General features: G+C 40.3%; 11 protein-coding genes. 2 read left to right on the forward strand and 9 right to left on the reverse strand.

Annotated elements, in window-relative coordinates; genetic code table 11:
• The first annotated feature begins 103 nt into the window (after nt 1-103).
• Entirely contained in the window at nt 104-1,498 is a 1,395-nt protein-coding gene (gene pdxR, locus J7I96_RS17060; protein WP_214772826.1) for a MocR-like pyridoxine biosynthesis transcription factor PdxR, read from the forward strand.
• 422 nt (nt 1,499-1,920) lie between these two features.
• Here pdxR and J7I96_RS17065 read toward each other — a convergent pair whose 3' ends face one another.
• The 8 genes from J7I96_RS17065 to J7I96_RS17100 all read right to left on the reverse strand — a co-directional run bounded on the left by J7I96_RS17065 (nt 1,921) and on the right by J7I96_RS17100 (nt 13,519).
• On the reverse strand, nt 1,921-3,252 hold the full coding sequence (locus J7I96_RS17065) for a D-serine ammonia-lyase (RefSeq protein ID WP_285289438.1): 1,332 nt from the start codon (nt 3,250-3,252) through the stop codon (nt 1,921-1,923).
• 101 nt (nt 3,253-3,353) lie between these two features.
• Nucleotides 3,354-5,102 (reverse strand): aminodeoxychorismate synthase component I, encoded by a 1,749-nt coding sequence (pabB, locus tag J7I96_RS17070; protein ID WP_214923038.1) that lies wholly within the window; start codon nt 5,100-5,102, stop codon nt 3,354-3,356.
• Between the two features lie 93 nt (nt 5,103-5,195).
• On the reverse strand, nt 5,196-6,218 hold the full coding sequence (locus J7I96_RS17075) for an LLM class flavin-dependent oxidoreductase (RefSeq protein ID WP_214772824.1): 1,023 nt from the start codon (nt 6,216-6,218) through the stop codon (nt 5,196-5,198).
• Between the two features lie 93 nt (nt 6,219-6,311).
• Complete coding sequence (locus tag J7I96_RS17080; RefSeq protein WP_214772823.1) at nt 6,312-7,310, reverse strand: LLM class flavin-dependent oxidoreductase; 999 nt, start codon at nt 7,308-7,310, stop codon at nt 6,312-6,314.
• A gap of 282 nt (nt 7,311-7,592) precedes the next feature.
• Nucleotides 7,593-9,839, reverse strand: coding sequence for an AAA domain-containing protein (locus J7I96_RS17085; RefSeq protein ID WP_214772822.1), 2,247 nt, complete (start codon nt 9,837-9,839; stop codon nt 7,593-7,595).
• 232 nt (nt 9,840-10,071) lie between these two features.
• A complete protein-coding gene (pepF, locus tag J7I96_RS17090; RefSeq protein ID WP_214772821.1) occupies nt 10,072-11,868 on the reverse strand; it encodes an oligoendopeptidase F in 1,797 nt (598 codons plus the stop codon).
• 116 nt (nt 11,869-11,984) lie between these two features.
• Complete coding sequence (locus J7I96_RS17095; RefSeq protein WP_052137253.1) at nt 11,985-12,611, reverse strand: FMN-dependent NADH-azoreductase; 627 nt, start codon at nt 12,609-12,611, stop codon at nt 11,985-11,987.
• A gap of 173 nt (nt 12,612-12,784) precedes the next feature.
• Nucleotides 12,785-13,519: a YqcI/YcgG family protein gene (locus J7I96_RS17100; RefSeq protein WP_214772819.1), complete on the reverse strand. Its 735-nt coding sequence runs from the start codon at nt 13,517-13,519 to the stop codon at nt 12,785-12,787.
• A gap of 137 nt (nt 13,520-13,656) precedes the next feature.
• On the opposite strand from J7I96_RS17100, the gene J7I96_RS17105 reads away from it, so the two are divergent.
• Nucleotides 13,657-13,911, forward strand: a complete 255-nt coding sequence (locus J7I96_RS17105; RefSeq protein WP_214923039.1) for an alpha/beta-type small acid-soluble spore protein — start codon at nt 13,657-13,659, stop codon at nt 13,909-13,911.
• A 124-nt stretch (nt 13,912-14,035) separates the two neighbouring features.
• Here J7I96_RS17105 and J7I96_RS17110 read toward each other — a convergent pair whose 3' ends face one another.
• Nucleotides 14,036-15,247 (reverse strand): iron-containing alcohol dehydrogenase, encoded by a 1,212-nt coding sequence (locus tag J7I96_RS17110; RefSeq protein ID WP_214772818.1) that lies wholly within the window; start codon nt 15,245-15,247, stop codon nt 14,036-14,038.
• Nucleotides 15,248-15,336 lie beyond the last annotated feature (89 nt).

A 15,336-nucleotide genomic window follows, 5' to 3' on the forward strand; every position in this document is an offset into this window, starting at 1 on the left:
GATTTGTTAGGCTTAGTATAAAAAAGAGTTGACCGCATTGAAAGTGTCAGTTTTAATAAATTTAATAGGGTCAGTAATATTTTTCAAAAAGGTGGCAAAAAAAATGAATATGCTTTCATGTGATTTAAATCGATTAAGTGAAGTAGCTTTGTACGAACAATTATATTCATATATTAAAAAAGAAATCATTGATGGCCGTCTTCTTTACGGCACAAAACTGCCTTCCAAACGGAAATTGGCAGAATTCCTTCAAATAAGTCAAAATACTGTCGAGACTGCATATGAACAACTGACTGCTGAGGGATACGTTGAAGTCATACCAAGAAAAGGGTACTATATTCAAACATTCGAGGATTTAGAGTATACACAAACTAACCAAGTATCATTGGAACAAAGCAATCATAAAGAAAGGGAATTGCTATATCATTTTCATCCCAGCCAAATTGACACGGAACATTTCCCATTTGAAAAATGGAGAAAATACATGAAAAGCAAAATCGATGAATCACATCAAGATCTTCTTTTACTTGGGGATTCCCAAGGGGAATATGAATTAAGATGTGAAATTGCCCATTATTTGTATCATGCACGTGGTGTACAATGTGTTCCCGAACAGATCATCATTGGTGCAGGAATGGAAATTTTATTGCAGCAGCTTGTCCTTCTATTCGATAAAAATGCCATCTATGGTGTTGAAGATCCTGGGTATCACTTGATTCATCGGATTTTACGCAGCTACCCAAATGAAGTCCATCCACTGCGAATTGATGAGGAAGGCGTAAAGGTGAACCAAATTGAAGATTCAAACATCGACGTTGTGTATGTCACTCCCTCACATCACTTCCCAAATGGGACGATCCTATCCGTTAACAGACGGACGAGATTGTTGAACTGGGCTCAAGGGGCATCAAACCGATATATTATCGAAGACGATTATGATAGTGAATTTCGTTATAGTGGAAAAACAATTCCTTCCTTACAAAGTATGGATGCTGGTGATAAGGTGATTTATTTAGGGTCATTTTCCAAATCATTGATGCCATCAATTCGGATCAGTTATATGGTCCTTCCCGCTCCATTGTTACAAATGCACCAACAGGAATTGTCTTTTTACCATTCAACCGTTTCTCGGATTGATCAGCATGTGTTGACACAGTTCATGAAGGAGGGTGATTTCGAAAAGCATTTAAATCGGATGAGGAAAGTGTACCGTCGGAAGTTGGATAAAGTGATTGATCTATTTAAACCCCATGAACAAATAAAAATCATTGGAGAGCGGTCAGGATTGCATATCGTCCTCATCGTCAAGAACGGCATGGATGAACAGACACTTATTCAAAAGGCAAACGAAGATCATATCAAAATTTATGGACTATCGACATATTCGATCGAAAAAATTGACGAACACCCTCCAAAAATCATATTGGGCTTTGCAGGGATTCCTGAATCCGAATTAAAAAACGCCATTCACCTTTTATTGAACTCATGGGGGATATAAATAAAAAGAAGTTCACTGACGTGAACTTCACAGACTGTAGACAAACTTCGATTAAAATCGAGTTTGTCTACAGTTTTTTTAGCTTGGACATATTGAACGTTGATTGGAACGTAGGGCACTCGCTTTCCGCGGGCGGTGTCCGGGAGCCTCCTTGTCGCAATTGCGCCTGTGGGGTCTCCTTTGGACTCGCTATTCCCGCAGATGCAGCTTGACCAGCGATTACAAGGGAATGGAATCATAGACCGCAAAATGTATGCTCCGGGGTTCGAATAATTCGTTGTCGGTCAAATAGAGTGCGGTTTGGACGAAAAACTGCTTCGTCTGAAAACAACTGAGAGGTTTTTCGAATAAAAAGAATCCAGGCAAACTCACTTTTCTAAGAGTTTGCCTGGATTCTGAAAATTTCACTCTTGTGGAATTTTTTAACTTTTAGATAAATACAGTTCCATCATATCTTTTGGTACCATGCTCCCGCCGGTCGCCCAGATGACATGCGTCGACTGGTTCATTTTATCCAGCAGTTTTTGATCCATAAGATATTCCCTTCCTTCTGGAGCTGACAAAAGTTGTATCGGACCAAATGCTCCTGCTAGGGCAGATGGCTCTAAATAATGGCCTTCCGTCTCTGCCATTTCCTTGAGCAGTTCGAATAACCTTTTATCCTCTATGGTATAGCTGCCGCTTAACATGGTCGTCATCATACTGGAAACCAATGCTGAAGGCCTTCCTACTGCAAGACCATCCGCTTCCGTCTTATTATCGATACCAAAGTCCTGAACGGAAACTTTGTCATGAAGGCCTGTCATCAATCCAAGCGTCATGCAGGGTGAATGTGTCGGCTCTGCAAAAAAACAATGTACATCATCTTCAAAGGCTAACTTGAGCCCATATGTTATGCCGCCGGGGCCGCCGCCCACTCCGCATGGTAAGTACACTAACAAAGGATGATCTTCATCTACTGTAATGGACATTTCTTTCAATTGTTTCTTCAGGCGCGTTGCAGCCGTCGCATAACCTAGCAGCAGATCCATGGAATTTTCATCATCAATAAAGTGGCAATCGGGATCAAGTGATGCTTCTTTACGTCCTTCTTCTACAGCTTTACTGTAATCATCATCATATTCCTTTACAATGACACCCAGACTTGTTAATTTATCCTTTTTCCACTGTTTAGCATCTGCAGACATATGAACCGTTACTTTAAATCCCAGCTTCGCGCTTATTATTCCAATACTCATTCCTAAATTACCGGTTGAACCGACAGCAATCGAATATTTTGAAAAAAGCTCCTTATATTCATCACTCGCAAGTACTCCATAATTATCAGTCCGCTTTAAACCGCCATGCTTCATTGCTATTTCCTCAGCACGTTTTAAGACCTCATAAATACCTCCGCGTGCCTTGATTGAACCTGATATAGGTAAATGGCTGTCACATTTCAGCAAAAGTTTTCCCGCAATTTTAGTTCCATAGGATGTTTCCAAGTTTTTTTGCATGAAAGGAATCTCGACTAGGGGTGATTCAATGATCCCCTCCATTGGTTCGGTTTCTGGAAATGCTTTAATTATATAATTGGCAAATCTATTTAATCTTTCTTCAGCCGATTTAACTTGTTCAGCTTGGACGATAGAATTTTCTTGTTCGTTACCGTAATGCGGATTCGTCCAGAAGACTTCATTCATCTCCACCACATTATTAAGTATAGGATCTTTCGCTTTCCAATCCATAATTGATAAACCTGCGATTTTAGGCATCTCCACAGCAGTCCCCTCCGTATATGTAGTATTCATCATCTACTATAACTCAACAAACTGCAATAAAGATTACAATTTTCACTTTTTTACGAATTATCAGCTTAGAAAGTTAAATTCACTTTTAATTTCCCTCGCACACTATTAATGAACCAAATTTCCTCTGCGTTATTGAGGTCAGCCTTAGAAATGTTTTTTACCTTGATTTCCTTCTTCCTGATCAATTCTTGACGAAACGTTCCAGCAAGCAGACCTGATTCCACCGGAGGGGTATAGAGGTCACCATTTATCTTCACCACTACATTTCCGTTCGTGAATTCCGTGATGAATCCTTCTTCATTCCAAAGCAGAACATCCTGGAAGTCGGGATTATTCGTTTGAAAGCTTTCATAGACATCACGATTGGTGGTCTTATGAAATAGAAATGGATTTGCCGTTGATATTGGAACTTCGGCCAGTATGGCCTTGAATTCTGGATCAAGGGGCTTGATTGCTTGTCCCGAGACTTCTAACTCGCCATTTTCATGTAGTAGTACCCTTACTTTTTGCAACGTCCCATGGTTTATTTCCGCATACTTTTGGAGTCGATCTCTAAGATACGATTCAGAGAATCGATAATCGAAGTACTCAGCGGATTGTTTCATCCGGTCGATATGATCATTCAACAAATAATATTCGCCATCGCTGAGCTTTATCGATTCCAATAGTTTGTAAGCAGGCCTTTCCACCGTCAATAATTTGGCTTTTAAAAAGGCTTCGTCATATTCTTCCGATAACTCGGAATCCCAAGTGATCCCCCCGCCTACCCCATACTCGGCTTTCCCTGTTTCCTTATCGATCACGACCGTACGAATCGGCACATTAAAAACAGCTTCGGATTCAGGCGTGATGAACCCGATTGCACCGCAATAAACTTCACGTGGTGAATTCTCGATATCAGCGATGATTTCCATCGTTTTAATTTTAGGTGCCCCTGTTATCGATCCACAAGGAAAAAGGGCCTTGAATATATCAATGATTGTTGTTCCTGGATTCGTATCGGCTGTAATCGTGGATGTCATTTGCCAAACGGTCGGATATTTTTCAATTGCCTTAAGTTGTGGAACTTCGACGCTTCCTGGTTCTGCAATCATTCCCAAATCATTTCTTAGCAGGTCCACAATCATGTAGTTTTCAGCTTGATTCTTTTCCGAGGCTGCCAACCATTCAGCATTGAGCTGATCCCCTTTCAGTGTCGTTCCCCGCTTTACCGTTCCCTTCATGGGCCGAGTAATCAACTGACCATCTTCCCAACGAAAAAACAACTCGGGTGAAGCCGATAGGATTCGATGTGAACCCACGTTCAAATATGCACTATAGTTCGAGCGTTGGGCTCTCTTCAAACGTTCAAAAAACGCGAAGTCATCTCCCTCGAACTGGGATTGCAAACGCATCGTATAATTGACTTGGTATGTGTTGCCTTTCTTGATTTCTGATTTTATTCTTTGAAATCCAGAACGATAGGCATTTGAATCCGTTTCTGATTGCCATTCAGCTAAATTAAATGCCCCGGTCATTTTTTCAGGTATTTCCTCTTCCGGTTTATCAAAAATCCCAAACCATAATAATGGCATTTTGGCTCCATCTTTTACTTTAAAGGATTGTTCAAAAGCAGGGGCCGCTTCATAGGAAACATATCCCGCTGCATAATTCCCCTGTTCGATCGCTTCCTGGACTTTTTGGAATTGGGGAAGGACATCTTCAATTGAATGGGCGGTGATCACTTTTTTCGGATTCGCAAAATATAGTGGCCTGCTGTCACCTTGTTTATCTGTGAAGTGAAATATTAAGGATAAAGGATCTTCTCGTTTCATTACTCTCTCCTAACTTTGTTTATGAAGCCAATCGGTATGTATTTTTATAAAAAAGCTTGCAGACATGGGATCTGCAAGCTCATTCTTTAATAATTATTTCATTCCAGTAACCTCTGCAATGATTTCATAAGAACGAAGGCGTGCTTCCTGATCATAAATGGCAGAGTTTATAATCATTTCATCCGCCTGTGTTTCATTTAAAAATGACTGCAACTGCTCTTTTACCTCTTTAGGATTTCCTATAATGGAAGCATTCAGTTGCTTCATGACAATGGCCTTTTCATATTCTGTCCAAAGGCCTTCCATCGTATCAACTGGAGGAGCAAGTTGACCTGGCGTGTTCCGTATCAAATTCAAGAACTGCTGTTGATAAGATGTAGCAATCCTTTGCGCTTCTTCCGTAGTATCGGCTGCAAAAACATTGATACCAACCATAACATAAGGTTTATCTAGAACGTCGGATGGTTGGAAATTATTGCGGTAGCGGGCTAAAGCTGGTTGAGTATTTTCAGGGGAAAAATGGCTTGCAAATGAAAATGGCAATCCCAGCTGTGCTGATAATGCTGCACTGAACCCACTTGAACCAAGCAGCCAAATCGGGATGTCCTGCCCTTCTCCAGGAATGGCGCGAACACGATTATGTTTAGAATCCGCATCTAAATAGCTACGGAGCTGCGCCAATTGTTCAGGAAAATCCTGACCGTTATTACGTACATCACCCCGAAGTGCCATGGCTGTATATTGGTCGCTTCCCGGAGCACGCCCCAGTCCTAAATCTATTCTGCCAGGATACATTGCTTCCAATGTTCCAAATTGTTCTGCGATAACCAGCGGTGCATGATTCGGTAGCATTATGCCTCCAGAACCCACCCGAATTCTTTCAGTCCTGCCTGCAACATAGCCTATAAGCACTGACGTTGCAGAGCTTGCAATCCCAGGCATGCTATGATGTTCCGCAACCCAGAAACGGTTGTAATTCCATTGCTCCGCATGTTTAGCTAATTCTACTGTATTTTTAAAAGCTCCCGAAACTGTGCCACCCTCAACTATAGAAGCCAAGTCCAGAACGGAAAAAGAAATGTCGCCAAGTTTCTTTGCATGTTGATCAGCATTCATATCTTCATCTTCTTTCTTTCAATTATGATAAATCGGACGCAAAGCCATCATATAGAAAATACACAAAAAATGCACATAAAATGCTTAAGGGGATTAACTGTTAAGGATTTCCCTGGCAATCAATCGAAACGAATTAAGCCGATCCTCCAACTTATGAGTGATGGTTATCAGCATGATTTCATCTGCTTGATATTTCTCCTGAATCGTCAATAGTCGATCCTTAACTTGTGAAGGGGTACCATAAATCAGTTTTTTATGCATGGTTTCCATCTGTGTTTTTTCTTTTTCAGTCCATTCATGATTCCTTACCTCTTCTATACTTGGAACTTGCTTTCTTTCCCCATGTCCACTTTGAATTTTCCATAGGGTGTTGCTGAGGGCGATTTCTTTCGCATATTCTTCCGTTTCAGCACAAATGGCCGATACCGTAATAATCGTTTTAGGTGCTTTGAGTAACCCTTTTTTTTGAAAGTGCTCACGGTACTGTTTAAAACTATGCACACCATCATTTTCGCTCATGAATTCCCCAAACGCGTATCCAGTTCCATTCTCAGCGGCAAGTTTTGCACTTTTCCCGCTTGTTCCCAATATCCATGGTTCAGGGGATACCATTGGAATAGGAGCAGCAGAGACATTTGAAAACGGATGTTCTTTCGGAAATTCATCTCTTAGAAAATTCAACAGTTCTTGAACAAGTTCGGGCATTTTGTATACATTCTGAAGGAAATTATCGGATAAGGCCATAGTTGCTTCGGCAGATCCACCAGGAGCACGTCCCATTCCTATATCAATCCGGCCTGGAAAAAGTGTGGCTAGCATATTATATGTCTCTGCTATTCGGTATGGCTTATAATGTGGAAGCAGCACTGCCCCTGATCCAATCCGGATATTTTTTGTTTGTGCACCAACATAGCTTATCAAAACCTCTGGAACGGAACAGGCCAGGCCAGGCAGATCATGATGTTCAGTTAACCAGATTCTGTAATAACCCAGCCTATCTCCTTCTTGAGCGAGTTGAAGTGAAGCCTGCAAAGCTTCTTGTGCTGATTGTCCGGATGCAATCGGGGATTGATCCAATATGCTCAATTTCATTTTGTTACCTCCTTTCTTGGCTTTCATAACTTAATCGTAAATCATAACCAGTCGAAAGTCGCCTTAAACGCTCGCTTTGTTAGTTTAGTTTGCAGCCTTTAACAGAAAATATAAGGAGTTGAATCCAAATTGGGGAGTAAAAGTAAATAGTATATTCTAGCGAGGTGTTTGGTTTAATACATAAAGGACGAAAGTGGCTCAAAATGGTCTTTATTTATTCTACCGAGTTCATTTAAGGAATATATGTAAAAAAGAAAAGCCCTTTTATAGGGCTTTCCAAAGCTATTCACTTTTTTTGAATTGAGATAGTAATTCATCCGCCATTATTTCCGAATCCAGACGAGCCGCTATAAATGGGGGATGAACCCGATTATTGGACTCTACGGGCAAACCTAGCCAGATAACTCGATGATCAAAGATGATAAAGGAAAAGGAAATAGGTGAACAAATAAAATGATCCGAGTTGATATCAGGATTTCTTTTTGCTGATATGATTGTCAATTTCACTGCAGGGTTCCGTTTCATTAAATATTGCTGCCATTCTTCCGACAAACTGTTCAAATCCGGTATAGCGATAACCATGTCATGTTTGGTTGATTCAATATCTTCCTGAAAGTCCCCCAATTTACGGGCATGCATCCATCGTAATTTCGGGTGCTGGTGGTTAACCCATTTTCCAATGTCTTTCTTTGATACAATCTGATCATTTTGAATTTGATGATCGACAAGCTGACGAAGTGTTTTACTGCGATAAACGTGTTTGTTAACAAACGAAGTGTCACATACATGTACAAACTTACCCTTAGTCCTTGTTATGGCCACGTTAATCAGCCTTTCACTTTCTCTTCCTGTCAATAACATTCCAGCCCTGTTTTGCGGATAACTATCTACTGTGTCAAAAATCATCATCTCACGTTCACTTCCCTGGAAACGATGTACAGTTGCAGCGATGATATCCGCAGTTTGCCGTTCTTTTTCATATAAGTCATCCAATAGTTTTTCCATTAATTCTGCCTGAGCCCGATATGGTGCAACATAACCAATTGACCTTGAACCGCCCACATAAGCTTCATGAATCAGCTGAAAAGATAAAAGCAATTGCCATAAATTCATTCGCGAGTGGGATGTCCGTTCAGTGATGCAATATTCCCCTGCTAAGCTAGTATCCAGAAGCACCGCTGCCCTATTGGCAAACGGTTCCGCCAGCATTATGCCCTCCCTGCTAGTCGCAACACTTTTATGATCGCCAACAAAATCATTATAGACGACACGATTAGTGAAAGCCGAAATATCCGGATGCATGCGGCGCTGTTCCTTTAATAGGAATAAATGGGGATGGAGTTCTCCTTCTTCAACAGACTGGGCGACACCGGCCCGATGAAATATGTCTTCCTTCAGCCAAAGTTTCACGAGGGAATCACGAGCCGAAGCAATGGGCGGCAATTGTTTGAAATCACCACAAACGATAATATGCTTGGCTAACGCTGCAGCAAAAGCCACCTGAGGAACGTAAGCCATACTCGCTTCATCCAAGATGACCAGATCATACTCCTTTTGATAAACCGTTTCGTCATTTGCGGCTTTAGCTAAGGTCGTCCCGATTACTTTTGCTTCTTTTACGAATTGAACCTCTTTTTGGCGGATTTTCTCCAAGACTTTGGCCAGCTTTTTCTCTATCTCAATTAACTGATCTGTATCCCTTTTACTGAAGGATCCTGCCAAGTCATATTTTAAAAGGCGTTTCTCTTCGCCAAGTTCTTCTTTTTCTTTAATTAATGTCGGTTCATGTTTACCTAATAATTGCCCCGTAACAATATCATCATGGATAGCTAGTGATTCACCGATTTGAGATCCATAGCGAAGCACATCACCTTCTATGAAACGATCTTTCTTTTTAATGAATGATGAAATTTCAGCCATCAAAACATCCACAGCCTGGTTGCTATGGGACAAAACCAGAACTTTTTTAGCTTGTAAATAATGATTGGCTACTGTACGGGCCAAAGTATAGGTTTTTCCTGTTCCAGGCGGTCCCCAAACAAAAGTGACTGGATTGAGCTTCGAGCGGGCATACAATTCTTTCACGCTGCTTTGTTTTTCAGTTAAAGGATGTTTTTGCGGCATGGACGGATCCATCAGGCGCTTGATTCGAAGCCTTTTCCTTTTACTTCTCTTGATTTCATCCAAGCGGATGATCAATTGCTCCAGCAATTCCCAGGGGTCATGGTATAAAAAGGCTTCTCCGATGATATCGCCTAACGAGCGATCAAAAACAATGATTATACTTTTCCCTTCCGATGAGAGGATCCTTCCATCCTGTTTAATCCCTCCCCATTCAAGTCGAACGAGTGAACCGACAGGGATTTTTACCGATGAACCTGTTTCAAAATAATAGTTGAAGGAACCGTCACTTGTAAGCTGATGGCCGTTCGAAACCAAGTATTTTGTGCTGCCATATTTTTTCAAATGCAGGATTTCAAGTTGAAGTGCCTGCTGCCATTCTTTTATATAATTAACTGTCGTATTCATTTTTCACTTTCCTCACAAAATATGCCATTGTAGTACGAAGAAACTGGCCCATTGGCTAGGCTCCGATGTTGAAAATAACGCTGTCATCATGACTTTTTTCGCGAATTACCTGTTTCTTTTGCATATAAAATAAGGCCCAATCTATTGATTGGGCCTTTCATACGCCAATGTTTTAACTATAGCATTTTTTATACACACATACCATGGGCTCTTTTGGAAGAAATGGTTTAGATTAGCCTTCTGTCAACTCACTGAATTGGTCGACGAGATCACTGAAAATCTTCATTGCATTTTCGATTGGCTCAGGTTTCGTTAAATCCACTCCTGTTTTCTTAAGCAGCTCCAATGGGAAATCGGAACTCCCGCTTTTCAAGAAAGTCAAATAACTTTCAAGTGTTTTTTTGTCCCCAGCAAGGATCTTATCAGCGATCGTAATGGCTGAAACGTAACCAGTAGCATATTTGTAGACATAAAATGGACGATAAAAGTGTGGGATGCGTGACCAGCCATACTTCACTTCTTCATCGAAACTTATTTCGTCTCCATTATATGCACGAAATATCGATTCATAGGCTGTATTAAAAACCTCGGCATTTAGAGGTTCTTCATTTTCAGCTTTTTCATGTACAATCTTTTCGAACTCCGCAAACATCACTTGTGTGAAGAATGTCCCTTTAAAACTATCTATGAAATGGTTAAGTAAATGTTTTTTCTTTTGTACGTCTTTTGTTGTCTTAATTAAATGGCGAATCAAAAGGATTTCATTCACAGTGGAAGCAACTTCAGCGACAAAAATGGAATACCCAGCACTTATTTGCGGTTGGTATTTTGAGCTATAGTATGAATGCATGCCATGTCCAGATTCATGTGCAAGTGTAAATACACTGTCTAAATCATCACGATGATTTAATAGGATGAAAGGGTGAACACCATAAAGTCCTAAATTGTAAGCACCTGAACGTTTTCCAGGTGTTTCCCTGACGTCGATATACCTGTTTTCCTTAAAGGTTTTAAGGATTGTGATATACTCTTCGCCAAGTGGCTTTAGTGCCTCCACCATCAAAGCAAAACCATCATCGTAAGAAATCTCCTCTTTAGCCCCTTCGACTAATGGTACACTTAAATCATAAGCACGCAATTCTTCTACACCCAGCAATTTTTTTCTTAAATGAATGTATTTATGCATGGGTCCGATATTTTGCTTAGTAGACATAATCAGATTATCATAAACCTCTTTTGGAACTTGATCTCCAAATAAGGATTTTTCCAAGGCAGATGGATAATTTCTTAGCTTTGAAAGATTCACATTATTTTTGATTGCCGTTGCAAGTGTGGAAGCGATTGTATTCTTCAATTGTACATATGGCTGATAATATGCGAAATAAGCCTCTTTTCTTTTATTCCGATCATCATCTTCAATCAATTTGGAATACATTCCTCGCGTCAGCTCTACCTTCTCGCCGTCTTCATTCGTAACTTCCCCAAATTTTATATCCGCATTGTTGATCATTCCGAACGTTTTTTGTGGAGCTGAAAAGGCTTCGCCTATTTGGGAAAGCACCTCTTCTTGTTCTTTCGTTAATACATGGGCTTTATAGCGGAAAGAATCCAGTAAATCCTCTTCAAAATATTTCAAACCCTCGACTTCATTTATGTACCCTTTTAATGTTTGTTCTTCCAGGCTTAGTAGAAACGGCATGAAGAATGCAGAAGCATTACTTATTTTCTGCCCTAACTTACCAGCTCGATCCAGCAATGCTTGTGATGAGGTGACCCGTGTATCCAAATCGGCTTGAAGCATGGCAAATACATATAGCTTGTTATAAATGTAGCCAACTTCCTCACTTAACCGTAAATACTCGAATAAATCTTGAGCTGACTGAATATGGCCATCGTAAGTTTTTAATTTTTCTGTCATCTTCAGGACTTCTTGATAATCTTTTTCCCAATTAGCCTGATCTTCGTAAATATCCTTTAAATTCCAAGTTTCTTCTATCTTTAATTCGTCACGTGATTTAAACGTTTGCATATCGTCTGCACTTCCTTTCATGCTTATAGCTTACCCTTTATTATAATCGACTTTCAGAAAAATCTGCATAGAAAAACCAGTATGCTAAAAATACATACTGGTTTTCTTTAAAAAAATTAGAATTTTGCTGCAGTTTCAGCAACTTTCGCCAATCCTTCTGCAACGATATCCTGTGAGCGATCTGGGTATTGATTATGTCCCTCGATTACGACCGTTTCTGGATTTTTAATACCCCATAAGTTTAGATTCATCGTTACGTATTTCTCTGCCATTTCGCCGGCTTCCATTCCAGGCAATGCATAATCGGATCCGCGTGCATTAAGTAAGGCCACTTTTTTATCTCCGGCTAAGCCAACTGGGCCTTCAGCTGTATATTTGAATGTTGTTCCCGCTTGGGCAAGATAAGAAATATAAGTTACCAATGGTGCCGGAACCGTTGCGTTCCATAGCGGGAAGGCAAATACCACTTTATCGGCAGCAAGGAATTGATTCAAGTATTGTTGCACAATATCAGCAATTTCCACTTCTTCTTCAGTCAATTCCATGCCTTGGTTGCGTTTATATAAGGCAGTGATTGCAGTATTTCCGTAATAAGGCAAATTCAATTCAAATAAATCCAATTCAGTTATTTCATCGCTACTATTTGCTTCCTTATATGCGTTCAAAAACGTTTCATACATTTTGACACTGATAGCTTGATCCGCTGGGCGGTCATTTGATTTAACAAACAATACTTTAGACATTTTCGTTCCCCCAATTGTTAATTTTGTATATTTTATAAAAAATAGCATTTAATCCATATATCTCGAATTAACTGCAATTGCTACTTTCACATTATAAAACTGAAAATCCAATAAGGCAAGGATTATGTTTTTTATTTTCAAACGCAAAAAAACCGAGAGCAATTTGCTCACGGTTACGGTAATTGTTTATGATGGAAGGGACACTTACCTTTTATCGGTTCTATATCATCCCCTATGAAAAATTGTTTCCATTCATTATGATTTACATCGCCAAAGTGACTGATATCAGGATGCTTTGGGAGATTATCCCATTTCTCAACTCGTTCCCGGACCTTTTCACGCGACATGATTCCGCCTTTTTCCGTTCCTTCCAAGCCTTCAAAGATCATCCGGGGCTGGAATCCAAGGACGAGGCTATTTCCTAAATCGCGAGTTTTACGCTGTTTATAAGCGGGTGCATTACCAAAGACAAAGATTGGTTCCCCGGCAAAATGATAGTCCCATAAATAATGATCCGGATCTTTAGGCTTTTCAATTGGCCAAGGTTTTACATCCGCTTCATGCAGGTATTGCAGGATCTCCCAAAACCTTTTACGGTAAAATTCTATATCACCCTCAATCGATTCAGGCTCCATAAAAACAAAAAGTCCATGCCTTATATATGGTGGTTCCTGAAATAAATCAAGAAAGCTTTCCACTGCTTTTGGGAGATTGGACCAATCTTCCTGTGTGATATAAGCATAACGAAGTTCCCCTTTATTTTCAGCTTTCATACCAAAATAACAAGGAAAGGTTTTATCGGTCACTGTTTCATGGAATGTTTGATATTCCTTGATTAGCCATTGCGGCACTCGATCGGGATTTGTCATATCTTCTTTTGTTAATAAACTTGAATTCGCAGTCAGCATCATTTTTCTCCTTAAATCGTCGTTTTATTATATGTTACCCGCTTTAAATAAACTAAAACTTCTTCGGACTGCAAATCAGGTTTATCATTTTCACTTCATTAGGATAACCTAAGAAAAAATAGGAGGTTGGTTGCTAAATGGCAAGGAGAAGGAAAATATTGGTATCTGAAGCGCAACAAGGCCTTGATGATTTAAAAGCCAAAATCGCTGGTACAAAGAATCCCGAAGAGGCAAAGTTTGAAGTAGCAAAAGAAATTGGCGTACCGTTGAAAAAAGACTATAACGGTGAACTGACATCCAAGCAGAATGGAAAAATAGGTGGAAAATTAGGCGGGGGCATGGTCAAGGAACTTATAAAGATGGCACAGGAAAACTTAGGAAAAAAACATTAACCAGAGTCTATCACTGTAGTTCTTAGACATCAAATAACGGAATGAACTGTTTGGATGTGAAATTTTGGTGCTTAATCGTTACAACGTAATAAAAGCCAACCTTTACGGGCTGGCTTTTTTAGTATCAGTTAATTCTTACCGGTGAAACTCTTGAAACAACCGACATTATTAATTCCTCCGACATCGGGTAATTAGCGGCAGCTGGATCGGTCATTACTGCTTTCAGAATCCTTTCCATATCCGACTGGTTAATTCCATAGGCGCTGAAGTCGCAGGGCAGCCCAAGATCAAATAGGAAGGCACGTAGCTTTTCTACCACTTTCGCTAAGATTCCTTTTGAATCTTCATCCTGTATTTTCACACTAAAGGCTTCAGCTATCAAATGGGCCTTTTCAAGGTATAAATCCGGGATTGATTCCATGACGACCGGTAATAATACTGCATTGGCCAGTCCATGCGGAATACGGAATAACGCCCCATATGCATGGGCAAAGTTATGAACCGGAATCGCATTCAATGCACTGCAAAATGCAGTGATTCCCATCATGCTTCCATGAAGCATTTCCATTCTAGCTTCAATATTCGTTCCATCCTTTACGGCCCTCGGTAAATTTCTTTCAATAACTCTAATGGCCTGAAATGCATATGCATCGGTTATTGATGTCGCAGCAGGTGAAATGATCGCTTCAATTGCATGTGTCAATGCATCTGCACCAGTAAACGCCGTAATGTCAGACGGCAGTCCGACTGTTAACTCGGGATCTAGAATCGCTACATCCGAACTTAAAAATACATTGTATATATTCATTTTTACTTTTTTATGTTCATTATATATGACTGCGATCGGGGACACTTCAGAACCCGTCCCTGCTGTTGTGGCTACGGAAATATGCGGGATATTCATGGATTGTGCTTTTGGAAAACCCTCATATAGAAAACCGCTTGGTATTGAATCATTTATATCCGTAATGTTTTTATATAATCCGTATTTCAATGCTTTTGCGGTATCGATGACGCTCCCTCCGCCAATGGCAAGGATGGCATCGGCATGAACTTCGCGTGCATAATTCAATGCTTCGTTTACACATTTACTCGCTGCGTCTTGTGTAACATCAATAAACTGTCCAACTATTTCAGCTTTGGCACCTAATTTCTGCTGCTCAAAAGTTTCGGTAACTTTTTTAACGACGCCGGCATTTTCCAAGCCAGCATCGCTCACGAGCAGAATCCTTGTTGCCCCAAGACCATTGAATAGGCCCGGAATGAGTGAACGAGTGTTAGTGCCACTGTAAACAGAAGACCTTAACCAAAAATTCGAATGAGCATTTACCTTCATATCGTTTTTTCACCTCGGATTAAATAGTATATTCGCAGTTAAGGATCGTCCATACGCTGCATTCAAGTTCCTAATGGCCATCCCTTTAA

Origin of the sequence: Bacillus sp. ISL-78 (genome assembly GCF_018613455.1) — a bacterium.
Classification (GTDB): domain Bacteria; phylum Bacillota; class Bacilli; order Bacillales; family DSM-1321; genus Peribacillus; species Peribacillus frigoritolerans.